The following is a 23,840-nucleotide window of genomic DNA, read 5'->3' on the forward strand; positions in this document are numbered from 1 at the left end:
GGCTGGGGCAGCGGCGGGACGAGGAGGTCGGACGAAGTGAGCGTGGCGGAGTTCCGCGGGGGCCAGGACGGCGGCCACGAAGAGCGCCGGCCGGAGATGGGCTTCGACCGCACCCCTCCCCAGGATCTCGCGGCCGAGCAGTGCGTGCTCGGCGCGATGATGCTGAGCAAGGATGCGATCGCCGACGTGATCGAGAACCTGCGCGGCACGGACTTCTACCGGCCGGCGCACGAGGTCGTCTTCGACGCGATCACCGATCTGTATGCCCGGGGCGAGCCGGCCGACGCGATCACGGTCGCGGCCGAGCTCACCAAGCGCGGTGAAATGACCCGGATCGGCGGCGCGCCGTATGTGCACACCCTGGTCGCGTCCGTCCCGCTCGCGGCCAACGCCAGCTACTACGCGCACATCGTCCGGGAGAAGGCGATCCTGCGCCGCCTCGTCGAGGCCGGCACCAAGATCGTCCAGCTCGGGTATGCGGGTGAGGGCGAGGTCGACGACGTCGTCGACGAGGCGCAGGCGGAGATCTACTCGGTCACCGAGAAGCGGACCGCCGAGGACTACGCCCCGCTGAAGGACATCATGGAGGGCGCGCTCGACGAGATCGAGGCGATCGACTCCCGCGGTGACGCGATGGTCGGCGTGCCGACCGGGTTCACCGACCTGGACGAGCTGACCAACGGCCTGCACCCCGGCCAGATGATCATCGTCGCCGCGCGTCCCGCGATGGGGAAGGCGCTCGCGCTCGACACCCCGCTGCCGACGCCGACCGGCTGGACGACGATGGCCGAGGTCGCGGTGGGCGATCAGTTGCTCGACGCTAACGGCCTGCCGACCACGGTCGTCGCGGCGACCGAGGTGATGGTGGACCGCCCCTGTTTCCGGCTGTCGTTCTCCGACGGCAGCACGATCGTCGCCGACGCCGAGCACCAGTGGCGCGTCGAGGACGGCGGCCGCCCGGTGGTCTGCACGACCGCCGACCTGTTCACGGCGATGTCGGCGAGTCCCGGGCTGACACCGCCGATTCCCGGGTCGGCGCCGCGGCAGATCACCGGCCACGGCTTCCCGGCCGCGCTGCACGGCGAGGGGGAGCGGCGGCTCGAGTGGGTGGAACCGGTCGACAGCGTGCCGGTGCGCTGCGTCGAGGTCGACAACGCCGACCATCTGTACCTGGCCGGCAAGACGATGATCCCGACCCACAACTCCACCCTGGGCCTGGACTTCGCCCGGTCCTGCTCGATCAAGCACGGCCTGACCTCGTGCATCTTCTCGCTGGAGATGAGCCGCAACGAGATCACCATGCGACTGCTGTCGGCGGAGGCGAAGGTCCCGCTGCACCACATGCGCAACGGCAAGATGACCGACGAGGACTGGGCCCGGCTGGCCCGCAAGATGGGCGAGGTCTCCGAGGCCCCGCTGTTCATCGACGACTCGCCGAACCTGACGATGATGGAGATCCGCGCCAAGGCCCGCCGCCTCAAGCAGCGCCACGACCTCAAACTGATCGTCATCGACTACCTCCAGCTGATGACGTCGGGCAAGAAGGTCGAGTCCCGCCAGCTCGAGGTCTCCGAGTTCTCCCGCTCGATCAAACTCCTCGCCAAGGAGCTCGAGCTCCCGGTCGTCGCCATCTGCCAGCTGAACCGAGGCTCCGAACAACGCTCCGACAAACGCCCCATGGCCTCCGACCTCCGCGAGTCGGGTTGCTTGACCGCGGACACCCGGCTGATGCGGGCCGATACCGGCGCGGAGATCTCGCTCGGCGAACTGCTCGCGACGAATGCCCGTGAGATCCCGGTCTGGTCGCTCGACGACCGGCTCAAGTTGGTCCCGCGGACGTTGACGCATGCCTTCCCGAGCGGGGTGAAGGAGGTCTTCCGGTTGAAGCTGGCGTCCGGCCGGGAGATCAAGGCCACGGCGAACCATCCGTTCCTGACGTACGACGGATGGAAGCCGCTGGGTGAGCTGTCGCCGGGCGCCCGGCTGGGCTCGCTCAGACACGTTCCCGCACCGCTCGACGTCAAGCCGTGGGACGCGGACGAGCTCACGCTGCTCGCTCACCTGCTCGGCGATGGCTCGTTCGTCAAGCGCCAGCCGATCCGCTACGCGAGCATCGACGAAGCCAACCTGACGGCGGTTGCCGAGGCGGCTGAGCGGCGCTTCGGCATCAAGGCAGTCCGCGACGAGTATGCCGCCGCCCGGGTCACCACGCTCCGCCTGCCGGCGCCGTACCGACTCGCACGCGGCAAGCGGAACCCGATCGCCGCCTGGCTCGACGGCCTCGGACTGTTCGGATTGCGCAGTCACGAGAAGTTCGTCCCGGACGGTGTCTTCGGCCTGCCGAAGGAGCAGGTAGCCCACTTCATCCGCCATCTCTGGGCGACCGATGGATCGGTTCGCTGGGACGAGAAGGTCGGCCAGGCGCGCATCTACTACGCCAGCACCAGCCGCCGCCTCGTCGATGACCTGGCCCGCCTCCTCCTCCGCCACAACATCTTCAGCCGCATCAAGACGGTCAAGAAGGCGGGCTACCGCGACGGTTACCACCTGTACATCTACGGCGCCGAGAACCAGTTGCGGTTCTGCGACGGCATCGGCGTACACGGTCTTCGCGGGCTGAAGGTGTTGGAGGTCGCGTCGGCGCTCCGCCACGTCAAGGCGAACACGAACCTCGACACTGTTCCGCAGGAGGTCTGGTCGCAGGTTCGTCAGGTGCTTGCCGACCGTCAGGTCACCCATCGCGAGTTCGCGGCGGCCATGGGTACCAAGTTCTCCGGCTCGACGATGTGGAAGCACGCCCCCAGCCGGCAGCGCCTCGCCAAGGTCGCCGACATCCTCGACGACGCCGACCTCGAAGTCCTCGCCACAAATGACATCTTCTGGGACACCATCACCTCGATCGAGAGTCTCGGTGACCAAGAGGTGTACGACGCAACGGTCCTAGGCACCCACAACTTCGTCGCAGAAGGTATTGCCACCCACAACTCGCTGGAGCAGGACGCCGACGTCGTTATCCTGTTGCACCGCGAGGACGCCTACGAACGTGAGTCGACCCGCCCGGGCGAGGCTGACTTCATTGTGGCCAAGCACCGGAACGGGCCGACCGCTGACGTGGTCGTGGCCTTCCAGGGCCACTACTCTCGCTTCGTCGACATGGCCCACGACGGGTGAGCTCGAGCGCCCGTCCAGCGCGGCATCACTACGTGCCGCAGTTCATCTTGCGGAGATTCGCAGATGACGCCACCGGCAAGGTCGGTTCGTTCGATAAGACAACACGCCGGTTCAGCTACGTCGGAGTCCGTACCGCAGCCCAAGGCGCGGACTGCAACAAAGACTCCCTTGGTGACGAAACTGTCGAGAGATTGCTCGGGCGCGAGGTGGAGACTCCTGCTGCAGCAGTGGTGAAGAAGCTTGTCGAAGGACAATCGCCCACGGAGTTGCAGCAAGATGAAGTGGTAGCACTCCGTCGGCTCATGGTGGTGCAGTTAGCCAGAGGCACACGGCAACGGCGAGTAAATACGAGCATGACACGATCGTCCGCCGACCTGATCGAATTGGTGGCCTGGAATTTGACGTCCGTGGCGATCTAACGCAGGACAGTCAACTCCGCGTCGTCAGGTCGTTCCTCCGTGGATGGCACCTACTGGGCTGTGCTTGGTGGAACCTCCAATTGTTGAGTGTGTCGGGCGATGATGACGACGGCATTCTCGTTCCTGATCAGGGGATCGTCGTGTTCCATCCCGATCTCGCAGTGCGGGGATGGACAGACGCGTCGATCGACGAGATGTCGTGTCTGTACATGCCTATCTCTCCTCGGTACGTACTCATGCTCGTGAATCCATCGTTCCAAAGGCCAATCGCTGTACCGGACCTGCGACAGGCTCTGGGTCTCGTATATGGGCAGGCCGATCAATTCATCTACGGGCGCATGAGTGACACAACCCGCGACTACCTGCGGGCTATGGTCCTACCCGAAACACCCGGGGAGGGAGCCGCGATCCCGTGACCCCGGTTTCAGAAGATGCCTACGAACTTGAGTCGACCCGGCCCGGTGAGGCGGACTTCATCGTCGCCAAGCACCGGAACGGGCCGACCGCGGACGTGGTGGTGGCGTTCCAGGGGCACTACTCACGCTTCGTGGACATGGCCCACGACGGCTGAGTGGTTCAGAAGCGTTCGATCGCGACGAACAGCGCGAGGGCGAGGAGCACGGCGTTCACGGCCGCGCTGGACCATTCGGTGCGGCGGGCGTGGGTGATGATGGCGCCGGCCATGACGACGACCAGGCCGATGGCCGCCGCGGGCACGAGCCAGGTGGCGGTGTCGAACGCGCGCGGGAGGATGAGCCCTGCGGCGCCGGCGATCTCCGCGATGCCGATCACCTTGATCAGCTCGATCGGGAAGGGGGCCGCCCAGCCCATCCGGGGATTGCCGGCCAGCGACTCCTTGGTGGCCGGCACCTTCATCACGCCGGACAGCAGGAACATCGCGGCCAGCAGCCCGGAGACGATCCAGACGGTGAGGTTCATGCGGCGACCGGCTCGGCGGCGCGGAGCTGCTTGAGGGCGCCGGCCCACGACTCGACCTGGTCGAACAGGACGGTGGCCTGGTCGGCGTACTGCGGGCCCGGGCGGAAGACCGAGAAATTCTCGAAGTCGGTGAACAGCGAGAACGACAGCTGCTGCCGGACGTCGGCGAGCTGAAGCTCCGCGCTGATCGCGCGCAGGTGCTCGATCGCCCGCGCCCCACCGAGCGAGCCGTACGACACGAAGCCGGCGGCCTTGTTGTTCCACTCGGCGTACAGGTAGTCGATCGCGTTCTTCAGCACGCCGGACGTGGAGTGGTTGTACTCCGGCGTGACGAACACGAAACCGTCGTACGCCGCGATCTTCTCGGCCCACGCCTTCGTGTGCGCGCCGGCGTACTGCCCGGCCGACGGCGGCATCGCCTCGTCGAGGTGCGGCAGCGGGTAGTCGAGCAGATCGATCAGCTCGTACGACGCGCCGCTGCGGCGCTCGGCCTGGGTCATCACCCAGTCGGCCACCGCCTTGCCGTTGCGTCCGGGCCGAGTGCTGCCGAGGATGACCGCGATCTTCAGGTCGCTCATGATTCCTTCACAGGGTTGACTTGAATGTTCATGTCATCTCCCACGATAGGCCGGTTGGCATGAACGTTCAAGTCATTGCGTCGGTGGTTATGCTGCACCCATGGGGAGCGAAGCGACCGAGCCTCGCTGGCTGACGGCCGACGAGCTCGAGACCTGGAAGACGCTGCAGCTGATGATGGCGCTGCTCACGGGTGCGCTCGGCGAGCAACTGCAGCGCGACTCGAACCTGAGCTTCCTGGAGTACTACGTCCTGGCCGGACTGTCCGACCAGCCCGACCACACCATGCGCCTCAGTCAGCTCGCGATCCTCGCCAACTCCGAGCTCTCCCGGCTGTCGCACCTGATGCGCCGGCTGGAGAACCGCGGCCTGGTGCGGCGCGAGCCCGATCCGGGGGACGGCCGCTTCACCAACGCGATCCTCACGCCCGAGGGCTACGCGGAGCTCGTGAAGGCCGCGCCGGGACACGTCGAACTGGTTCGCCAGCTGGTCTTCGACCCGCTGACCGAGACCGACCGCCGCGCGCTCCAGAAGGCGCTGACCAAGCTGCTCCCGGGGCTGCTCGGCGACTGTTAGCGGTTCTTCCAGAGGTCCGCCGAGATGGACTCCTGTGCGAGTAGGCGGAGGGATGCGATCAAGGTCTCGCCGAGGATGGTGCCGATCACCACCGATTCGGCGAGCTGGTCGCGGGTCGGGTTCTTGGTGACGCCCTCGATCTCGATCCGGGTGAAGCGCTCGACCGCGTCCGCGTAGTCGTCGAGGTGCGCGACCAGCCCCTCCTGACCGAGTGTGCGGAGGGCCGCGACGGTATCGACGAGTGTGGCCAGTGCGGGGGCGTCCGCCTCGACGGACCAGCCGCGGGCGGCGATCAGCTCGCTGACCTGGGTCGTCGCGGCGGCCCGTGCCTCGTCGGTGGCGGACAGCCGGCGGGTGGGGGTGAGCGCGCGATGCGCGCGACCGATCTGCTCGTGCAACGGCTCGGTGTCGGAGTCGAGTGACTCCAGGATCTCCTTCACGGTGGCGACCGGGACCTGTGCGAGCTCGATCAGCGCGCGGATCAGCCGGAGCCGGCGCGCGTGCGCGTCGCCGTACGACGCCTGGTTCGGGCTGCTGAGTTCGCCGGCGGGCAGCAGGCCTTCGCGCAGGTAGTACTTGATCGTCGGCACCGGGACGCCGGTGGCCTTGCTCAGTTCCCCGATTCGCATCGCTTGCCTTCCTGTTGTCTGTGATGGATAGTATCAGTATCCATAAGCGGATACTTCCACTATCCATAAGGAGGCGAGCCGGATGATCCCGCTCGTACTGATCCTGGGCACCCTCGGGTTCCGGGCCCTGGGCGCGCTCGGCGTCCGGCGGTTCAGCACCTGGCCGGTCGCCGCCGCGCACGCGCTGGCGGTGATGCTCGTGCTGACCGCCAGTGCGCATTCCGTCCCGGCGAGCGTGACGGTGATGCCCAACCACGCCGACATGGTGCGGATGGTCCCGCCGTTCCTGCCGTACGCCGGTGCGCTCGTCTACCTCACCGGCGTCCTCGAGCTGCTCGGCGCCGTGGGCCTGCTGATCGCATCCACCCGCAAGGCCGCCGGCTATGCGCTGGCCGCGCTGTTCGTCGGCCTGCTGCCCGCCAACATCCACGCCGCGATCGCCGATGTGCCGTTCGCCGGCGGCGCCGCGACTCCGCTGTGGCAGCGCATCCCCGAACAGATCCTGTATCTCGCCGTCGCCCTCTGGGTGGCGCGCAGCTCCCGCGCAACCGCGCCTGTCCGAGAAGAGGTCTACGCATGACCGACGCATCCCGCGTCATCGCCGGTGTCATCCTGCTCACGATCGTGACGATCCAGTTCGGCGGCTACTTCATGACCAAGATCGTCCGCGGCCAGGTGCCGATGACGGGATTCCAGAAGTCGTTCGCCCGGGCCGGTCACGCACACGCCGGCGTGCTCGTCATCCTCAGCCTGGTCGGCCTGCTGTACGTCGACCAGACCGGGCTGAGCGGCTTCTGGCTGTGGGTCGCGCGGCTGGCGATCCCGATCGCGGCGATCCTGATGTCCGGCGGCTTCTTCGCCTCGTCGGCCGGCAAGGACCGCACCGAACCGAACCAGTTCCTCTGGGTGCTGTGGCTCGGCGCGGCGTCACTCGCCGTCGGGGTCCTCACCCTCGGCATCGGCCTGATTGTTGCCTAGCGCAAATGCCCGGACGAGGCGTTCGCCGGCCGACGCGATCAGGGCGGACGTCTCCGGGGTCGCCCGGTCGACCGTGAACGGGCCGAGCACGGCGATCGCGGCGACCTGGGTCAGCAGCAGCGCCGGGGTATCGGCGCTGAAGCGGACCGTGCAGGACGAGGGGCCGAGCGGCTCGACGATGCCGCGGACGACTCCTTCGAAGGTCGAGGTGACCGCGTCGGCCGGCGCCTCGACCGTCAGCTCGACCGTGTGCTCGTACTGCGCCGACACGAAGGACTCGAGCAGGTAGGACGGTCCGTCCAGCACCCGTGGTGTGAAGCGGTGCAATGCCGGAGTGACCGAACTGATCCGGTCGGCGCGGAAGATCCGCCAGTCGTCACGCGCAGGGTCGAACGCGAGCAGGTACCAGCGCCACGACAGCGTCAGCAGTTGATGCGGCTCCACCCGACGCCGCGTCGTACCGCGTTGCCGGCCGTGGTAGTCGAAGGCGACGATCTCGTGGTTGCGGCAGCAGCGCGCCAGGACGGCGAGCACGCCCGGATCGACCTGCGGTACGCCGGGGCGCGGGATCGCCTCCGCGGCCGAGCTCACCGCCGCGAGCTCTGGCCGGAGGCGCGCGGGCAGGACCTGTTCGAGCTTGGCCAGCGCGCTCATCGAGCTCTCCGCCATCCCGCTGACACCGCCGCCGGCCGCGCCGACCAGCCCGAGCGCGACCGCGATCGCCTCGTCGTCGTCGAGTTGCAGCGGCGGCAGGTGCGTCCCGGAGCCGAGTCGGTAGCCGCCCGCGGTTCCGGTCGTGCCGGTCACGGGGTAGTCGAGGGCACGCAGCCGCTCGACGTCGCGCCGTACCGTTCGCTCGGTGACGCCGAGGCGGTCGGCGAGCTCGTGACCGGACCACTCGCGACGGCTCTGCAGCAGCGACAGCAGCCGCAGCATCCGGCCGGGCATCTCCTTGCGAGCGCTCATCGACAAATCATGCCTTGCGGACAAGATGTGTCCGCAAGGCCTTCTAGCGTGATCTGCATGATGGTGACGACGACGAGCAAGGGGTACGACGAGGCGCGGCTCGGCTTCCAGCGGCGGGACCCGCATCGACCGGCCGTGGTGTTCACGGTGACAGGCGCGGCCGAGGTCGAGGAGGCGGTGCGGTATGCGATCGACCACGACCTGCGGATCGCCGTGCAGGCGTCCGGGCACGGTCTGACCCGGGGGATCGACGGCGGTCTGCTGATCGCGACCCGTGGGTTCAGCGGCGTCACGGTCGACGCGCAGGCCAGGACCGCGTGGATCGAGGCGGGTGCGACCTGGCGGGACGTGCTCGACGCGACCGCTCCGTACGGGCTCGCGCCGCTGTCGGGCAGCGCGCCGGGCGTCGGCGCGATCTCGTACACGCTCGGCGGCGGGCTCGGGCTGATGGCCCGCCGCTTCGGGTACGCCGCGGATCATGTCCGGCGGATCGAGGTGGTGACCGCGGACGGCGTACGGCGCGACGCCGAGGAGGATCCCGACCTGTTCTGGGCGTTGCGCGGCGGCGGCGGGAACTTCGGGATCGTGACCGGGATCGAGATCGACCTCTTCGACGTGCCGGCGCTGTACGGCGGCAGCTTGTACTTCGACCTCGCCGAGCACCCGATCGTGCCGGAGGTGTGGCGGGAGTGGACCCGCACCGTACCGGAGGACGTGACGTCGGCGATCGCGATCCTGCCGATGCCGGACATCCCGCAGGTGCCGGCGCCGTTGCGCGGCAAGTACGTCGGGCAGGTGCAGCTCGCGATCCTCGGCGATGCCGGCGAGCACCTGATCGAACCGCTGCGGGCCGTCGGCGAACCGCTGCTGGACACCGTGGGGGAGCTGCCGTACGTCGACTCCGGGCGGATCTTCGCCGAGCCGGAGCGCCCCGACAGCTACAGCTCCAGCAACGTGCTGCTCAAGGACCTCGACGCGCTCGACACCTTGCCCGGGCTCGCTGGGCCGGGGGCATCACGGATGCACGTGATCGGCATCCGGCACCTCGGCGGCGCTCTCGCGCGGCAACCGAAGATCCCGAACGCGGTCGGTCATCGCGACGCGGCGTACTCGCTGACCGTGCTCACGCCGGGCACCGGTGACGCAGGCCGGGAAGTCCTCGAACCCTGGCGCGCGTCCACGGTCGGCCGAGCCCTCAACTTCACCTTTGAGAACCTGACAGCAGCGGAGGTCGCCGAGGCGTACGACGACTACAGCCGCCTCGCCAAGCTCAGGCGCCGCTACGACCCGTACCGCCGCCTGCACCCGAACCACACGCTCTAGCAATCAGCTCCTCGACCAGCGCGCCCTTGCCGGAGACGTACGCGGTGCGGTCGGTCATGAGCAGATGTGCCAGCTCGCGCTTGCGCGCGGCGTACCGCTCCCGATCCGCCGCGTTCGCCCGCAGGTGGTCGCGGAGCAGCACGTGATCCTGGTGCGCCTCGTTGCCGTCGACAACGACGTACAGGTGGTGGTAGCGCACAGCGTCCGGCGGCAGCGCGAAGGCCTCTCGGCCGGCGATGCCCAGGTCGCCCTCGTGCCGGTAGCCGGCCGCCTCCAGCCGGGCGATCGCCTTCGGCACCAGCTCGGCGGACGGGACGACGACGTCGACGTCGATGATCGGCTTCGCGGCCAGACCGGGTACGGCGGTGCTGCCGACGTGCTCGACCACGAAGCCGTCGGCATACGGCGCGAGCCGCGCGCGGATCTCGTCGAACCAGAGCGGCCAGCGGGGATCGTAGTCGACGACCCCGGCGGGAACGATCACAGCGCCGCGGTCACGTCGATCTCGACGAGCTGTCCTGGGAAGCCGAGCTGGGCGACGCCCAGCAGGGTGCTTGCCGTCGTGAAGGCCGGCGCGAGCGGTGACGCGTTGAGCTGGGTCCAGACGGCGCTCAGCTGTTCGCGCTCCGGGCTGGCCACGTAGATCACCGTGCGTACGACATCCTCGGGCGTGGCGCCCGCGGACTTCAGGGCGGTGAGGATGTTCGTGATCACCTGCGCGGTCTGACCTTCGAGCCCGCCCGCGGCCAGTTCGCCGGACGGCTGCAAGGGACACTGCCCGGCCAGGTAGACCAGCGTGTCCGCCTGGACGCGCGTCACGTGGTGGTACCCAGGCGTGGCATGGAGTCCGTCCGGGTTGCTCCGCTCGATCGTCACGCCTCGACCCAACGCGATGGGTCAGCTCCGGGTCAACAGATTTAGCACGTACCTGCGCTGCCACGGCGTCTCGACCGCGTGCTTGTCGAAGCGCTGTCGTACGTAGCCGACGGCCTGGTCAGCGGGCACGCCGTCGAGCACGGCGAGACACGCGAGCGCCGTTCCGGTCCGTCCGCGCCCGCCGCCGCACGCGAACTCCACTCGGCCGGTCCCGGACCGCTCCAGCGCCTCGCGGAAGATCGTCAGCGCCTGCGCGCGGTCGACGGGCAGCCGGAAGTCCGGCCACTTGATCCACCGCGTCTCCCACGGCACGTCCGGCGGTTCCTTGCCGAGCAGGTACACGCCGTACGTCGGGAAGGGCTCTGCCGCCGGGCCGTGCCGCAGACCGCGTCCACGGACGAGCCGACCCGACGGCAGCTCCATCACACCTGGTGTGTCCTTCTCCCAGTGACCCACAGGGTCAAACTACAAGGCGGTCCTCCGTGGAGGTCGAGAACAGGTGCAGCTTGTCGGGGTCCGGCGCCAGGTGGACGACGGTGCCCTTGTCGTTGTGCAGGCGGGTGCCGATCCGGGCGATGATCTGGTCGCTGGTGTGCTCGGCGGTCCCGTACAGGTACGCGTCCGAGCCGAGTTCCTCGATCACCGAGACCTTCACCGGCAGGCCGTCGTCGGCGAGGTGGAACGCCTCGGGCCGGATGCCGAGCGTCAGCGTCGTGTCGTCGCCGGCCTTGGCCAGCACGTCGCGGGCGATCGGTACGACGTAGTCGCCGATCCTGGCGCCGCCGTCGGTGATCTCGGCGGTGATCAGGTTCATCGCCGGCGACCCGATGAAGCCGGCCACGAACTTGTTCCGCGGCCGGTCGTAGAGATTCAGCGGGGTGTCCACCTGCTGCAGCACGCCATCGCGAAGGACCGCGACGCGGTCGCCCATGGTCATCGCCTCGACCTGGTCGTGGGTGACGTAGACGGTGGTGACCCCGAGCCGGTGCTGCAGCTCCGCGATCTGTGTGCGGGTCTGCACCCGCAGTTTGGCGTCCAGGTTCGACAGCGGCTCGTCCATCAGGAAGACCTGCGGGTTACGGACGATCGCGCGGCCCATCGCGACCCGCTGCCGCTGGCCCCCGGACAGCGCCTTCGGCTTGCGGTCGAGGTACTCCTCCAGACCGAGCAGCTTGGCGGCCTCCTGCACGCGCCGGGCGCGCTCGTCCTTGTGGACGCCCTGCATCTTCAGCGCGAAGCCCATGTTGTCGGCCACCGACATGTGCGGGTACAGCGCATAGTTCTGGAACACCATCGCGATGTCGCGTTCCTTCGGCGGGGCGTTCGTGACGTCGCGGTCGCCGATGAAGATCGCTCCCTCGTTCACCTCTTCGAGCCCGGCCAGCATCCGCAGCGCCGTCGACTTCCCCGAGCCGGACGGCCCGACCAGCACCACGAACTCGCCGTCTTCGATGTCCAGGTCGAGCTTGTCGACCGCGGCGATGTCGGTGCCCGGGTAGACCCGGGTGGCTCCCTTGAACGAGACAGTTGCCATGTCGCGCTTCCTCTCCTTCGCCGGCAGGAACGTGCCGGACGATCCGTAGCAAAGGCCCCCAGGTCCTGGGTGTCTGCTTGGTGATACATCACCAAGCACTGGTGGCAACGGACGCCGACGTCCTTACATTCCCGAGTGATGTAAATCTCGCCTAGAAGTACGAACCCTCGGGACGGGTCGAGTCGCCGATCAGCTCGAGCAGGGCGGTCACTGCTCGGCTCGGCCGCCGTCCGGCCGCCGTGACCACGGACAGGGTCCAGGTCAGCTCGGTGCCCTCGATCGGGAGCTTGGCGACGCCGTGCGCGGCGGGCAGTTCCAGGTCGGGGACGACGCCGACGCCGAGCCCGACCCGGACGTAGTCGGGGATCGTGGTCAGCTCCGGCACCTCGACCTGGATCCGGCGCGGCATCCCGATCGCGTCGAAGGCCCGGTCCACCATCTTCCGGTTCCCGAACCCGGCCGGCATGTCGACGAACCGCTCCTGGGCCAGCTCCGGCAGCCGTACGCCGGTGCGTCCGGCGAGCGGATGCGCCGACGGCACCAGTGCCACGAACGGCACCGTCGCGATGTCGCGGACGTCGAGGCCGCTGAGCTCGGGCTTCGGGAGGCCGAGCAGGGCGACGTCCAGCCGGCCGTGCCGGACGTCGTCGGCGAGGCCGGTCGACCCGCTCGGCGACGTCGCCACCTGCACCTCGACCAGCGGATACTTGCGGTGGAACGCGCCGAGCAGCTCGGCCATGTTCACCAGGCTCAAGCGGGCCAGTGTCCCGATCCGGATGCTGCCGCGGAGCCCCGACGACGCCTCCTCGACGGCGGCCCGCGCCCGGTCCAGCGCTTCCAGAGCGGCCTTTGCCTCGGGCAGCAACGCCTGACCCGCGGTCGAGAGCACCACCCGCCGGGTCGAGCGGTCGAACAAGGTCGTCCTCAGGTCCGTCTCGAGCGCCCGGACGGCGGCGGAGACCGTGGACTGCACGGTGAACAACCGCTGCGCGGCGCGAGTGAAGCTCAGCTCCTCGGCGACGGCGACGAAGTACTCCAGCTGGCGACTGTCCACAGCATCGAATTATCGGAGCTGGCGATAAGAGCGTGCAAGAACTTTCGTTGGACTCGATAGATGCCGCGGAGCACGCTGGAAGCATGTCCACCATGACGTCTTCGCGGACCGGCGTACGGATCCGGTTCGCCCACGCACCAGGGTTCTGGGTGATCGCGGCGGCCTTCCTCACCACGATGGCCTTCTCGACGATCCCGACACCGCTCTACGCGATCTACCAGCAGCGCGACGGCTTCCCGACGTACGTGATCACGGTGATCTTCGCCAGCTACGCGGTCGGCGTGATGGCGTCGCTGTATCTGGCCGGGCACGTGAGCGACTGGCTCGGGCGGCGGCGGGTCGCCCTGCTCGCGGTTCTCGCGGAGGCGTTGGCGGCGGCGATCTTCCTGCTCTGGCCGGAGGTCCCCGGTCTGTTGGTGGCGCGGTTCGTCTGCGGCGTGGGGGTCGGCGTACTGACGGCGACCGCGACCGCGCACCTGTCCGAGCTGCGGCAGGTCGCGCGTCCCGGTGAGGACCCGAGCCGGTCCGCGCTGATCTCGAGCATGGTGAACCTCGGCGGGCTGGCGTTCGGGCCGCTCATCGGTGGTCTGCTGGCGCAGTACGTGTCGTCGCCGTTGCAGCGTCCGTACGAGGTCTTCCTGGTGCTGCTGCTGATCAGCGCCGTGGGGATCGCGCTGGTGCCGGAGACGGTCGAGCGCCTGGAGGAGCGTCCGGCGTACCGGCCGCAGCGGGTGGCGCTGCCCTCGTCGGCGCGTCCGCTCTTCTTCGCGTCCGCGATCGGAGCCTTCGCGGCGTTCGCGATCTTCGGCCTCTTCACGTCGCTCGCGCCGACCTTCCTGGCCGGCGTCCTGCACCACACGTCGAGGCTGCTCGCCGGCGTGGTGACGTTCGCCGTGTTCATCGCGGGCGCCGCCAGCCAGGTCGTCTTCGTGCGTCTCCCTCGCCCGGCCCAGCTGCGCCTCGGCCTGGTCGCCATGTCGGCCGGTCTGGTCGGCGTGGCGGTGGGCGGGCTCATCCCGAACCTCTACCTGTTCGTCATCGGCGGTGTCGTCGCCGGTGCCGGTGTCGGGCTGGTCTTCCGCGGCGCGGTCGCGACCGCCGCCGCACTCGCCGACCCGTCGTCCCGCGGCGAGGTGCTGGCCGCCCTCTTCCTGATCGCGTACGCAGGACTCGCGATCCCTGTCCTCGCGATCGGCCTGGGCATCGCTCTCCTCCCGGCCGAGGTCGCCCTGCTGCTCTTCTCCGCGCTGATCCTGATCCTGGTGAACGCCGCCGTATTACGGATGCTGGCCGCCCAGCAAAGGTGATCTGATGCCGGGGTGGATCTCGAACGCGACTACGGGCTGACCGTCACCGAGTTGGTGCCTCATGCCGGCGGGTTCGCCACCGACGGGTGGGTGGCGGACCGCCGATGGTTCGTGAAGGCATGGGAGCCTGGTGAGCCCGCCGTCGGGCTGGAGAGGCTCGAGCAGTTGAAGGCTCTCGGGCTTCCTGTGGTCGAGCCGCTGCGGACGCTGCAGGGGGAGTTGTTCGCGACGAGCGATGACCGGGCGTACGCGGTCTTTCCTTATGTCGAAGGGCGGACGGCGGACTGGGGCGACTGGCGCGTGGTGGCTCGTGCGTTGCGGCAGGTCCACGAATCGCCGGTGCGGCTGACGCTGCCGGCCGCGGACGTCACCGAGCCGCACATCCGCGATCTGACGGGATACCTGCAGCACCCGTGGATCGCGGATCGCGCGGACGAGGTCGCGGCGGCGATCGCGCGGCTCGACGACGTACGGGCGCGGCTGGAGCCGGTGCGCGACGTCGTCTGCCACACGGACTTCCACGGGTTGAATGTCTTGATCGACGACCAGGGCGAGGTGGCCGCGATCCTCGACTGGGAGAACGCCGTCATCGGGCCGCGGGAGTACGACGTGTGGGTCGCGGCCGACGGGGATCATCTCGTGGAGTTCCTCGACGAGTACGGCGCGGACGATCTCGACCCCGACCACCTGGAGTTCGCATTACTCGCCCGCGGCCTCCGGGACCTGTCCGCCAGGGTGGTGCACGAGGTCGACCGCCCCGGCGTCGACACCTGGGGTTTCGAGCGGATCAACCGCGTGGACGACAACCTCGAGGTGTTCCGGCAGTACTGCGGTTAGCCTCGAGATTTCGGGTCGCGGCTAGGCCGCCGCGCCCGGCCCGGGCAGGACGTCGATGTCGTCCGCGTGCATCGGCTTGCCGCAGTGGGCGCAGACGAGGTCCACGTGGCTGATCTCGCCGCACGCGTGGTGGCGGTAGAGGACCGGCGGCCCGGCCGTGCCGGCGAGCCATTTGTCGCCCCAGGCAACCATCACCATCAGGACGTCGACCAGCTCCCGGCCCTTGCCGGTCAGCACGTACTCGTACCGCGGGCGCTGGTCGTACGGCCGGCGTTCGATCACTCCGCGGTCGACCAGGTGGTTCAGCCGCTCGGTCAGCACCTTGCGGGAGATCCCGAGATCCGCCTGGAGCTGCTCGAACCGGGAGAACCCGACCCAGATGTCGCGCAGGATCAACGGCGACCACGGTTCGCCGATCACGTCCAGCGTGCGCGCGATCGAGCACGCCATCTCACTGAAGTCTGTCCGCTGCATGACAGCAGTCTAGCGTTTGGGGTTCCCTAAAGGAACGCCAGCATGTTAGCGTTCCTTCAAGGAACCCAGAGGGAAGGTGAAAACGATGAGCAAGGTGATCTGCGCTCTCGCGGTCTCGGTCGACGGCTACATCACCGGACGCGGCTCCGGTCCGGACCACGGGCTCGGCGATGCGCCCATGCTGTTCGACTGGTACTTCGACGGCGACACCCCGAGCCAGGTGTTCGACGGCTTCAAACTGAGCGCGCCGAGCGCCCGGGTGTTCGACGCGCTCGCCGGCCGGGTCGGCGCGGTCGTGGCCGGCCACAAGACGTACGACGACTCGGGTCACTTCGGCGGCGGCAGCCCGCATCCGAAGGCCTCGCTGGTCGTGCTGAGCCACGGTCCGGTGGCGGAGATCAGCGAACGGCAGACCCTCGCGAACAGCATCGACGACGCGATCGCCGCAGCCCGTGAGCTGGCCGGCGGGAAGGATGTCGGGCTGATGGGCGGCGGAGCCGCGACCGCGGCGCTGCGGGCCGGGCTCGTCGACGAGATCGTCCTGCACCAGGTGCCGGTCCTGCTCGGCGGCGGCCGGCCGTTCTTCCAGGAGCTGCCGGAGCACGTGCGGCTCAACCTGATCGAGGCAGTCCCGGCCCCCGGCGTCACCCACCTCCACTACGAGATCGTCCGCTGAAGGAGCAGAACCATGTTGAAGCCCGCCGTACGCAACGCCGTCGAGAGCACGTCCATCGCCCACCTGGCCACGGTCCTGCCGGACGGGTCACCGCATTCCATCCCGCTGTGGGTGAGCACGCTCGGCGAGAAGATCATCTTCCTGACCGGTCCGGGCTCGCAGAAGGCGCGCAACCTCCGCAACGATCCGCGCGTCGCGCTGTCCCTCGCCCCGGTCGACAACCCGTACGAGCCGGTCATCGTCCGCGGCCGCGTCGTCGAGTGGATCGACGGCGACGCCGGTTGGCAGCTCGTCGACCAGATCGCCCAGAAGTACATCGGCCAGCCGTACGGCCGCGACGTCGACCGGGTGGTCGGCGTCATCGAGGTAGACCACCAGACGGTCGGCGTGAGCTGACCTGAGACGATTCCCGCATGGGTGTGACGGTGACGGTAGGAGAGCAGGACGCGTATCTCGCGCGGGTCGGCCGGGTCGGCATGGTGCTGCTGCCGATGATCACCGGGATCGGTGAACAGGTCCGGGCGTGGGCCGACGAGCTCGCCGGGGAAGGGATCACGGCGCTGGCGTGGGATCCGTTCAAGGGGCGCAGCACCGACAACGCCACCCGGGAAGAGCTCTCCGGGATGCTGCGGGAGATGGACGACGACACCGCCCTCGGCGAGCAGAGCGCGTTGCTGGACTACCTGTTCGACGAGCTCGGGTGCAGCAAGGTCGGCGTGATCGGGTGGTGTCTGGGCGGCCGTTTCGCCTTCCTGCTCGCGGCGCGCGACCAGCGGGTGGCGAATGTCGTCGCCTTCCACCCGACGGTGCCGTCGGACCGGCCGCCGCACCACACGTACGACGCGATCGCCGAGTCGGCCGGGATCACCGCGCCGGTGCTGGTGAGCTACCCGAGCGCGGACGCCGCCGTACCCAACGCGGACTTCGAGACCCTGCAGACCGTCTTGCAGGCGCGAACCGCCGGCGCGACGTTCACGCAGTACTTCCCGGGCGCCGACCACGGGTTCTCGGACAAGTCCCGGCACGACAAGGACGTGAACGCGGACGCGTTCCGGCTGGCGTGGCCGCAGGCGCTCGCGTTCATGAAGTCGACGATCGCCTGACCTCAGCCTTGCGCAGTCGGCCGCACGATCAGCTCGTTGACATCCACGGCGGCCGGCTGGTCTACGGCGAAGGCAATAGCATCCGCGATCGCGGACGCCGGGATGGCCAATTGTGCTGCCGCCTCTCGAGACGCACCTTGGGCCTCGGCCGACCCGCCTCGGTCGGTCAACTCGCTCTGCGTGAAGCCAGGGCTGACGACGGTCACACGGATGTCCCGGCTCTCCTGCCGGAGACCCTCGGACAGAGCTGCCACGGCGAACTTGGTCGCGCTGTACACGGCGGCCGTCGGATCCACGCGATGGCCGGACACCGACGACACGTTGACGATGTGCCCGCCACCCTGCTGCCGCATCTGAGGCAGGACCGCGGCGATTCCGTACAGGACGCCGCGCAGGTTGACGTCGATCATCTGCTCCCACTCGGCGACCCGCAGGTCCGCAAGTGGTGACAGCGGCATCACCCCCGCGTTGTTGACCAGTACGTCGATCCGGCCGAACTCCTCCACTGCCGCGGCGGCGAACGCCTGGACCGACTGCAGGTTCGTCACGTCCAGCTCCCGGTACGCCACGGACGCCCCGCCGTTGCGGAGTTCTTCGGCGAGCGACGCCAGCCGGTCGGTGCGTCGGGCGCCGATGAGGACCGAGTGGCCCAGGCTCGCCAGCCGCCGGGCTGTGGCTTCGCCGATCCCGCTGCTGGCGCCGGTGACCAGGACGGTCTTCGAAGGTGTCGAAGTGCTCACTGCTATGTGCTCCTCTGAGGTGTCTTGGTTGATGACCGCCGTGCTGCGGCGGGTCGAGTGAGGCTGGAGGTTGTGGGTTCAGTGGGACGCGGCGGGGGCTGCTTCTCGCTGGGCCCAGGTGGCGAAGGTGGTTGCGGGGCGGTGGAGTACGTCGGTCACGCCCGTGGAGACGTACGAGTCGGCGCCTGACCTGATTGCGTTGAGCATCGCCATCCGCCACCGGATGTACATCTCCGGCGTACCGGCGGCGCGCAGGCGATCGACGTGGTCACCGTCGCTCTCGTCCTCGAACCGGACACTCACACCAGTCGTCTGCGCGAGCTGGTCCGCCGCCTCCTCGAAGGTGACTGCTTCCGGGCCGGAGAGCGCCAGCACGCGTCCGTCGTACTCCCGCTTGGTCATCACCGCGGCGGCCACGGCGGCGACGTCCGCCACGTCGATGAACGGCTCGGCTCCGGTGCCGGCCGGGGCGATGATGCGGCCGTCGACCGGGGCGAACATCGCTTCGGTGAAGTTCTGCGCGAAATGCGACGGGCGCAGGATGGTCCACGGAATCGGTCCCCGGCGGAGCGCCTGTTCCGCACGCCCGACCGCGCCGTCAGGAAGGAACTCCACGGCCCGCGCCGACAGCAGGACGGCATGCTCGGTCCCCAGGTCATGCGCGAGGTCGAGCAACCGGGTCAGCTGGGGGCTCCAGTCGGTGGCCGAACCCGGGCCCACCACGAACATGCTGGTGACGCCGTCCAGAGCAGGGGTCCAGGTGGACTCGTCATGCCAGTCGAAGACGGTGGCCGCTGCGCGGCTCGCGGGACGCGCGGGACGGTCGGCGAGGTCGAGAAGTCGGGTCAGCCGGCGGCCGACCTTGCCGCTGCCGCCAAGGATCAGATGTGTCATACCGCCAAAGTAGGGACGATTCTGTGGACGAGAAATGTGTGATCTGCTCAGATCCATTCGCTATCGTCCAAGGATGGACATCTTGAGCGATCAACTCGCTCGAGCGCGCGCCCAAGGGGCGGTCTTCTCCATCCTCCGTCGGGTCGAGCCGTGGGGTGTGCGGTTCGCGGGTCGTCGGCCACTCACCGCGCATCTGCTGCTCGAGGGTGAGGGCTGGCTCGAGCGGGAGGGGCAGCCGCCGGTGCACCTCGGTGCGCGGGACGTCGCCCTCGTCACTGCCGGTCGTTCGTACGTCGTCGGCAGCGCACCGGGGACCGCGGCGATCCCGATCGACGAGGCACGCCGGCAGGGCTCCGATCACGGACCCGGCGCCGCATCGATGCTGTTGTGCGGAGCGTACGTGCTCGACGGCAGTGTCGCGGCCTCCCTGCTGAACGGGCTCCCGGACCTGGTGCTGGTTCGGGCCACCGACCAGGATTCGTCGCATGCGGCCGCCATCGACCTGCTGGCGGCGGAGGTGCAGCGCGATGCACCGGGTCACCAGGCGCTCCTGGACCGGCTGCTGGATCTCAACCTGATCTACACACTGAGCGCGTGGTGGGAGCAGTCCAGCGTGCAAGCACCCGGCTGGTTCCGGGCCCTGTCGCATCCGGAGGTACGTCAGGTGCTCGAGAGTCTGCACGCGAATCCCGCGGCGGATTGGACCCTCGAGACGATGGCGCAGCTTGCCGGCAGGTCCCGGGCGTCGTTCGCCGCCACCTTCCGCGACCTGGTGGGCGTGTCTCCCGGTCGCTACCTCACCGAGTTGCGGATGAGTCGCGCCGAAGACGCCCTGACCAGGACCGGCGCGCCGCTGGCGACGATCGCACGAAACGTTGGCTATAGCAACGAATTCGCCTTCGCCACAGCATTCCGGCGGCACAGTGGCAGCTCGCCAGGACAGTGGCGCCGCCGCTTCGAGAGCCCTTCGCCGTAATGGCTACGCAGTGCTGAGCTATCGGCGAAGGCCGTCCTCCAGACGACGGTGCAAGTCGCCGAGCCTGCCGCGGCCGGGAGTGCAGGGCGGGTAGCGCGCGAGAACGTCGCGGACCGCGGGTGGAACGCGTTCGATCGCCCACCGGACGACGGCATCGGCCGCCGACGGATCGGCGGTCGCCAACTCCTGCGCGTAGGCGGCGTACTGCGCGGACGCGACGATGTGCTTCACCTGCGTGGCCGCCGCGAACGGATGCAGGTAGGCCGAACCGGCCGCGCCGACCGTAGCCCGGGCGGCCGCTTCCGCGGCCGGGTCGTTCGTCTCGCCGGCTGCCTTCAGCGCTGCGAACGCGGCGGTCCGGATCGCCTTCGTTCGCTTCCCTCCGGCGCCGAACAGGCGGACGGCCTCGATCGCGTCACGTGGTCGCCGATCGTCCGGCGCCGCGGCTTCGTAGAGCGGCAGTGACTGCTCGGCGCAGTCGGCGGTCCACAGGCTCAGCTGCCGCAGTTCGTCCAGGCTCAGCGGGATGTCTTCATGACCCATCAGCCTCAATCGTATCGTTGAAACCCGTCGGTTGAAACTTTCACGCGGCTCGGCGGTGTGCGGTCGGCGTGACTCCCCGGACCCGCTTGAACGCAACGCTCAATGCGAACGCGTTGGCGTACCCGACCCGGCGGGCGATCGTCTCGACGGTGTCCCGGGTCGACCGGAGCTGATCGGCGGCGAGCGTGATCCGCCAGCCGGTCAGGTAGCTCATCGGCGCCTCGCCGACGACCGCGGTGAAGCGCCGGGCCAGCGACGCCCGCGAGATCCCGACCCGGTCCGCGAGCTCGGTGACGTTCCACGGGTACGCCGGGTCCTCGTGCAGCAACCGCAACGCCGTACCCGCGACCGGATCGGTCTGCGCCTGGTACCACCCGGGCGCATGCGAGTCCGGCCGTGCGAACCAGGCCCGCAACGTGGTGATCAGCGCGAGGTCGAGCCACCGGTCCAGGACGCTCTGCTGCCCCGGCGCGTCCCGCTGGATCTCGCTGGCAATCATCTCCATCACCGACCCCGCGACATCGGCCGCCGGCACGACGAGGGCCGGCGGGAGTGCGGTGACAAGCCGCCGGCTGACGTCGCCCGCGACCTGATAGGTGCCGCTGGCAACCATGACCTCACCGGACTTGCGGCCGCCGTACGTCCGCACGCCGAGCCGGGCCGAGTAGTCGATCGGGGCTCCAGGCAACGGTTCGCAGATGCCGCCGGGATGGATCCGCAGCTGCGGCGCGGTACTCAGGCTGTCGCTGACGACGTACGGCTCCGGGCCGGTGACGATCGCGACGTCGCCCTGTTCCATCCGCAGCGGTTCGAGGCCGTCGCGCGCCAGCCAGCCGGCACCGCGGACCAGGGTCGCGAGCGCCAGCGGCGCTTCGTCCCGGATCTCCAGGGACCAGGGCAGGTCGAGGATCGTCAGGTTGAACACTCCGTCCTGCGCGCGGGTCCCGGCCAGCAGTTCGTCGAGCACGTCCATACGAGGAGCCTACGACAGCCTGAGCGTTTCGAACATCGAATTGCGCCGTACGACGATGGTTTGTCTCACCGGGCTCCGGTGGACTGGAGCCATGAACCCGATTCTGATCCTCAGTGGCAAAGGCAAGACCGGCCGTCGCGTCGCGGCGCAGCTCGACGCGCGGGGCGTCCCGTATCGGCCGGCGTCCCGCTCGAGCGCGCAACCGTTCGACTGGTACGACGAGAGCACCTGGGCGGGCACACTCGCGGGCGCGGACACGGCGTACCTGGCACCGCCGGTCGGACCGACCGGACTGGCGCAGGCCGGCAAGTTCGTCGAGCAGGCCCGCGGGCTTCGGCGACTCGTCCTGCTGTCGGGCCGTGGCGTCGGCAGCCCGGGCCGCGACTTCGCCGTGTACGACGGTTCGCTCGAGCTGGAGAGTGTGGTGAGGGCGAGCGGTCTCGACTGGACCATCGTGCAGCCGGCCTGGTTCGCGCAGGGCTTCAGCGAGGACTTCCTGCGCTACCACGTCCTGGCCGGCGAGATCCGGCTGTCGGCCGGTACCGGCGGCGAGGCGTGGATCGACACCAACGACGTCGGCGACGTGATGACGGCGGCGCTGCTCGACGAGTCGTATGCCGGCCGGACGATCGCGATCTCCGGCCCGCGCGTCCTCACGATGACCGAGATCGCCGCCGAACTCACCGCGGCAACCGGCCGCCCGATCTCATACGTCGACCTCGACCCGGCAGCGCACGTCGCCGAACTGATCGAGCAAGGCCTCACACCGGAGGATGCCGACGCGGTCCGCGACCTGTTCGCCGTGATCCGCAACCACCGCTCCGAGTACGTCTCCGATGGAGTCGAGCAGGTTCTCGGCCGCAAGCCCCGCGACTTCACCGACTGGGCCCGGGAAACCGCGAAGACCGGGGTCTGGGGCGGATGATCCGCGGACGCCCAGCACTCAGCAACTGAGGCTTCGGCCGTGGTCGCACGCTCAGCCGGGCGGGCTGAGGGCAGTTGATGAGTGCTGCAGGTCCGCCTCCCCGCCCACCTGAGTGCGAGGAGGCGGACCTGCCGGTCAGCGGTGCTGCATCCTCGTCCACTCGTCGTGGGTGAGCTCCTGCAGCTCCGGCGCGGAGGTCTTCGCGAGCGGCGCGGATCCGCCGCCGACCGCACCGCCGCCGAAGACGATGTTCGCCCAGTTGTTCTGCGCGATCAGGATCGACGTGGTCTTGTCGCCGTTGATGTCGGCGGCCGTCGTGGTGTCGGTGGTGTCGCCGTCGCAGTTCCAGTCGATCGGCCGGTTCGCCGCGCCGGCCGTGGTCCGGGTCGAGCCGTTCGGACACTTCCAGCTGGTCCGGTAGGCGGCGCCGAGGCTGCCGAGGCCGACGGTCTCGTCCGGCCGGGCCTCGTTGATCGACGTCGGCTGGACGCTGGAGTAGCCCCAGTACTTGGTGCCGTCGGCCTTGAGCACACCGCCGAGCTGGAACGAGTAGTTCATCACGCTCAGGTAGTTCGGCTTGTAGTTCAGGTTGTCGGTGCCGCCGTGCTTGAGGCCGATGTTGTGGCCGAGCTCGTGGATGAACGTGCCGACGTTGATGTCGTCGGTCGCGTTCCAGTTGCACTTCGGACCGACCGTGACGATGAACGTGTCGTTCGGGATGTTGAAGGCCTGACCGCTGCTGCAGCCGCCGTCGTAGCTGTCGCCCCAGATCATGTAGTGGAAGACCGCCTTGCGCGCGGACGCGAAGTTGGCCGCCTTGATCGCGTTGGTCTGGGTGGCCGAGGGGTTCAGGTCGGCGTCGTAGGTGACCTCGTTGCCACCGCCGAGGTTGTACGTCGTGCCACGGGCCGAGCCGGCGTCGAGGTGGATCTTGACGCCGGTGCTGCCGTCCGGGTTGCTGACCGGGGCGGAGGCGAAGACCTGGACGATCCGGTCGAGAGCGGCGGTGGTCGCGAGCCGGCCGGACATGTAGTCCATCTCGACGAACAGGTCCTTCTTCTTCGGGTTCGCGCCCATCGCGGGCAGATTCACGTCGACGATGCCGTCACCGTTCGCGTCGTACCCGTTCGTCTCCCAGGTGTCCGGGAGCGAGTCGCCGTCGGTGTCCGTCGCCGCCACCACCGAGCTCGCGGTGTCGGCGGCAGGGACCGGCGCAGCCACCGCGCTCGACGTGGCGAGCGCGGCGGCGGCCAGAGATGTCAGTACGGCGAACAAGGCGGGGCGGGGCCTCATCAGATCTCCTTCGGGGGCGGTGGGTGATCTGAGCGCTACCGTAGGTGATTTCCCTCGA

Annotated in this window: 29 protein-coding genes; 14 read left to right on the forward strand and 15 right to left on the reverse strand. The window is 68.9% G+C overall.

Features of this window, described 5'->3' with window-relative positions; translation table 11 throughout:
• The first annotated feature begins 96 nt into the window (after positions 1-96).
• The 3 genes from ABZX12_RS16535 (at position 97) to ABZX12_RS16545 (ending at position 4,161) form a co-directional block, all read left to right on the forward strand.
• Positions 97-3,171, forward strand: a complete 3,075-nt coding sequence (locus ABZX12_RS16535; protein ID WP_355694300.1) for a replicative DNA helicase — start codon at positions 97-99, stop codon at positions 3,169-3,171.
• Positions 3,172-3,203: 32 nt separating this feature from the next.
• Complete coding sequence (locus ABZX12_RS16540; RefSeq protein WP_355693882.1) at positions 3,204-3,590, forward strand: DUF4238 domain-containing protein; 387 nt, start codon at positions 3,204-3,206, stop codon at positions 3,588-3,590.
• A 412-nt stretch (positions 3,591-4,002) separates the two neighbouring features.
• Positions 4,003-4,161, forward strand: a complete 159-nt coding sequence (locus ABZX12_RS16545) for a DnaB-like helicase C-terminal domain-containing protein (protein ID WP_355693884.1) — start codon at positions 4,003-4,005, stop codon at positions 4,159-4,161.
• Between the two features lie 5 nt (positions 4,162-4,166).
• Here ABZX12_RS16545 and ABZX12_RS16550 read toward each other — a convergent pair whose 3' ends face one another.
• Together ABZX12_RS16550 and ABZX12_RS16555 are read right to left on the reverse strand one after the other, a co-directional pair.
• A complete protein-coding gene (locus ABZX12_RS16550) occupies positions 4,167-4,529 on the reverse strand; it encodes a DoxX family protein (RefSeq protein ID WP_355693886.1) in 363 nt (120 codons plus the stop codon).
• Positions 4,526-5,107: an NAD(P)H-dependent oxidoreductase gene (locus ABZX12_RS16555; RefSeq protein ID WP_355693888.1), complete on the reverse strand. Its 582-nt coding sequence runs from the start codon at positions 5,105-5,107 to the stop codon at positions 4,526-4,528. Before ABZX12_RS16555 ends, ABZX12_RS16550 begins: the two co-directional genes overlap by 4 nt.
• Positions 5,108-5,207: 100 nt before the next feature.
• Here ABZX12_RS16555 and ABZX12_RS16560 point away from each other — a divergent pair, with 100 nt between their 5' ends.
• Complete coding sequence (locus ABZX12_RS16560; RefSeq protein WP_355693889.1) at positions 5,208-5,681, forward strand: MarR family transcriptional regulator; 474 nt, start codon at positions 5,208-5,210, stop codon at positions 5,679-5,681.
• On the opposite strand, the gene ABZX12_RS16565 is transcribed toward ABZX12_RS16560, so the two are convergent.
• Entirely contained in the window at positions 5,678-6,310 is a 633-nt protein-coding gene (locus ABZX12_RS16565) for a MerR family transcriptional regulator (RefSeq protein ID WP_355693891.1), read from the reverse strand. The genes ABZX12_RS16560 and ABZX12_RS16565 overlap by 4 nt on opposite strands.
• An 82-nt stretch (positions 6,311-6,392) precedes the next feature.
• Here ABZX12_RS16565 and ABZX12_RS16570 point away from each other — a divergent pair, with 82 nt between their 5' ends.
• Together ABZX12_RS16570 and ABZX12_RS16575 are read left to right on the forward strand one after the other, a co-directional pair.
• Positions 6,393-6,890 (forward strand): hypothetical protein, encoded by a 498-nt coding sequence (locus ABZX12_RS16570; RefSeq protein ID WP_355693892.1) that lies wholly within the window; start codon positions 6,393-6,395, stop codon positions 6,888-6,890.
• On the forward strand, positions 6,887-7,288 hold the full coding sequence (locus tag ABZX12_RS16575) for a hypothetical protein (protein ID WP_355693894.1): 402 nt from the start codon (positions 6,887-6,889) through the stop codon (positions 7,286-7,288). The genes ABZX12_RS16570 and ABZX12_RS16575 overlap by 4 nt, the downstream gene beginning before the upstream one ends.
• Here ABZX12_RS16575 and ABZX12_RS16580 read toward each other — a convergent pair.
• On the reverse strand, positions 7,238-8,254 hold the full coding sequence (locus ABZX12_RS16580; RefSeq protein ID WP_355693896.1) for a WYL domain-containing protein: 1,017 nt from the start codon (positions 8,252-8,254) through the stop codon (positions 7,238-7,240). The genes ABZX12_RS16575 and ABZX12_RS16580 overlap by 51 nt on opposite strands.
• A 57-nt stretch (positions 8,255-8,311) precedes the next feature.
• On the opposite strand from ABZX12_RS16580, the gene ABZX12_RS16585 reads away from it, so the two are divergent.
• Positions 8,312-9,577, forward strand: a complete 1,266-nt coding sequence (locus ABZX12_RS16585) for an FAD-binding oxidoreductase (protein ID WP_355693898.1) — start codon at positions 8,312-8,314, stop codon at positions 9,575-9,577.
• On the opposite strand, the gene ABZX12_RS16590 is transcribed toward ABZX12_RS16585, so the two are convergent.
• The 5 genes from ABZX12_RS16590 to ABZX12_RS16610 all read right to left on the reverse strand — a co-directional run bounded on the left by ABZX12_RS16590 (position 9,525) and on the right by ABZX12_RS16610 (position 13,041).
• On the reverse strand, positions 9,525-10,061 hold the full coding sequence (locus ABZX12_RS16590) for a GrpB family protein (protein WP_355693899.1): 537 nt from the start codon (positions 10,059-10,061) through the stop codon (positions 9,525-9,527). The two genes, ABZX12_RS16585 and ABZX12_RS16590, sit on opposite strands and share 53 nt — an antisense overlap.
• On the reverse strand, positions 10,058-10,453 hold the full coding sequence (locus ABZX12_RS16595) for a RidA family protein (protein ID WP_355693901.1): 396 nt from the start codon (positions 10,451-10,453) through the stop codon (positions 10,058-10,060). The genes ABZX12_RS16590 and ABZX12_RS16595 overlap by 4 nt, the downstream gene beginning before the upstream one ends.
• Before the next feature lie 21 nt (positions 10,454-10,474).
• A complete protein-coding gene (locus ABZX12_RS16600; RefSeq protein ID WP_355693903.1) occupies positions 10,475-10,909 on the reverse strand; it encodes a protein-tyrosine phosphatase family protein in 435 nt (144 codons plus the stop codon).
• 4 nt (positions 10,910-10,913) lie between these two features.
• On the reverse strand, positions 10,914-11,987 hold the full coding sequence (gene ugpC / locus ABZX12_RS16605; protein WP_355693905.1) for a sn-glycerol-3-phosphate ABC transporter ATP-binding protein UgpC: 1,074 nt from the start codon (positions 11,985-11,987) through the stop codon (positions 10,914-10,916).
• Between the two features lie 151 nt (positions 11,988-12,138).
• Positions 12,139-13,041, reverse strand: coding sequence for a LysR family transcriptional regulator (locus ABZX12_RS16610; RefSeq protein WP_355693907.1), 903 nt, complete (start codon positions 13,039-13,041; stop codon positions 12,139-12,141).
• Between the two features lie 92 nt (positions 13,042-13,133).
• On the opposite strand from ABZX12_RS16610, the gene ABZX12_RS16615 reads away from it, so the two are divergent.
• Positions 13,134-14,348: an MFS transporter gene (locus ABZX12_RS16615; RefSeq protein ID WP_355693909.1), complete on the forward strand. Its 1,215-nt coding sequence runs from the start codon at positions 13,134-13,136 to the stop codon at positions 14,346-14,348.
• Between the two features lie 12 nt (positions 14,349-14,360).
• Positions 14,361-15,185: a phosphotransferase gene (locus ABZX12_RS16620; RefSeq protein WP_355693910.1), complete on the forward strand. Its 825-nt coding sequence runs from the start codon at positions 14,361-14,363 to the stop codon at positions 15,183-15,185.
• A gap of 21 nt (positions 15,186-15,206) precedes the next feature.
• Here ABZX12_RS16620 and ABZX12_RS16625 read toward each other — a convergent pair whose 3' ends face one another.
• A complete protein-coding gene (locus ABZX12_RS16625; protein ID WP_355693912.1) occupies positions 15,207-15,659 on the reverse strand; it encodes a helix-turn-helix domain-containing protein in 453 nt (150 codons plus the stop codon).
• A gap of 85 nt (positions 15,660-15,744) precedes the next feature.
• Between ABZX12_RS16625 and ABZX12_RS16630 the strand changes: the two genes are divergently transcribed.
• From ABZX12_RS16630 to ABZX12_RS16640, 3 genes are read left to right on the forward strand one after another with little or no spacing between them, the layout of a single operon-like run.
• Positions 15,745-16,335: a dihydrofolate reductase family protein gene (locus ABZX12_RS16630; protein ID WP_355693914.1), complete on the forward strand. Its 591-nt coding sequence runs from the start codon at positions 15,745-15,747 to the stop codon at positions 16,333-16,335.
• Positions 16,336-16,347: 12 nt separating this feature from the next.
• Entirely contained in the window at positions 16,348-16,731 is a 384-nt protein-coding gene (locus ABZX12_RS16635) for a TIGR03618 family F420-dependent PPOX class oxidoreductase (RefSeq protein WP_355693916.1), read from the forward strand.
• A 17-nt stretch (positions 16,732-16,748) separates the two neighbouring features.
• The gene (locus ABZX12_RS16640; protein ID WP_355693918.1) at positions 16,749-17,438 is read left to right on the forward strand and encodes an alpha/beta fold hydrolase; all 690 of its coding nucleotides are present in this window, start codon (positions 16,749-16,751) and stop codon (positions 17,436-17,438) included.
• 2 nt (positions 17,439-17,440) lie between these two features.
• Here the strand turns inward: ABZX12_RS16640 and ABZX12_RS16645 are convergent, their stop codons facing one another.
• Both ABZX12_RS16645 and ABZX12_RS16650 read right to left on the reverse strand, forming a co-directional pair.
• On the reverse strand, positions 17,441-18,178 hold the full coding sequence (locus ABZX12_RS16645) for an SDR family oxidoreductase (protein ID WP_355693920.1): 738 nt from the start codon (positions 18,176-18,178) through the stop codon (positions 17,441-17,443).
• Positions 18,179-18,256: 78 nt separating this feature from the next.
• Positions 18,257-19,072 (reverse strand): NAD(P)H-binding protein, encoded by an 816-nt coding sequence (locus tag ABZX12_RS16650; protein ID WP_355693922.1) that lies wholly within the window; start codon positions 19,070-19,072, stop codon positions 18,257-18,259.
• Positions 19,073-19,145: 73 nt separating this feature from the next.
• On the opposite strand from ABZX12_RS16650, the gene ABZX12_RS16655 reads away from it, so the two are divergent.
• On the forward strand, positions 19,146-20,048 hold the full coding sequence (locus tag ABZX12_RS16655; protein ID WP_355693924.1) for an AraC family transcriptional regulator: 903 nt from the start codon (positions 19,146-19,148) through the stop codon (positions 20,046-20,048).
• 18 nt (positions 20,049-20,066) lie between these two features.
• Here ABZX12_RS16655 and ABZX12_RS16660 read toward each other — a convergent pair whose 3' ends face one another.
• Together ABZX12_RS16660 and ABZX12_RS16665 are read right to left on the reverse strand one after the other, a co-directional pair.
• Positions 20,067-20,591, reverse strand: coding sequence for a putative immunity protein (locus ABZX12_RS16660; protein WP_355693925.1), 525 nt, complete (start codon positions 20,589-20,591; stop codon positions 20,067-20,069).
• 40 nt (positions 20,592-20,631) lie between these two features.
• A complete protein-coding gene (locus ABZX12_RS16665; RefSeq protein ID WP_355693927.1) occupies positions 20,632-21,564 on the reverse strand; it encodes an AraC family transcriptional regulator in 933 nt (310 codons plus the stop codon).
• A gap of 91 nt (positions 21,565-21,655) precedes the next feature.
• Between ABZX12_RS16665 and ABZX12_RS16670 the strand changes: the two genes are divergently transcribed.
• Positions 21,656-22,489 carry an NAD(P)H-binding protein gene (locus ABZX12_RS16670; RefSeq protein ID WP_355693929.1) on the forward strand — a complete coding sequence of 278 codons (834 nt, stop codon included), beginning with the start codon at positions 21,656-21,658 and terminating at the stop codon, positions 22,487-22,489.
• Positions 22,490-22,624: 135 nt separating this feature from the next.
• Here ABZX12_RS16670 and ABZX12_RS16675 read toward each other — a convergent pair whose 3' ends face one another.
• Positions 22,625-23,782: a hypothetical protein gene (locus ABZX12_RS16675; protein ID WP_355693931.1), complete on the reverse strand. Its 1,158-nt coding sequence runs from the start codon at positions 23,780-23,782 to the stop codon at positions 22,625-22,627.
• Positions 23,783-23,840: the final 58 nt, after the last annotated feature.

Origin of the sequence: Kribbella sp. NPDC003505 (assembly GCF_040610875.1) — a bacterium.
Classification (GTDB): domain Bacteria; phylum Actinomycetota; class Actinomycetes; order Propionibacteriales; family Kribbellaceae; genus Kribbella.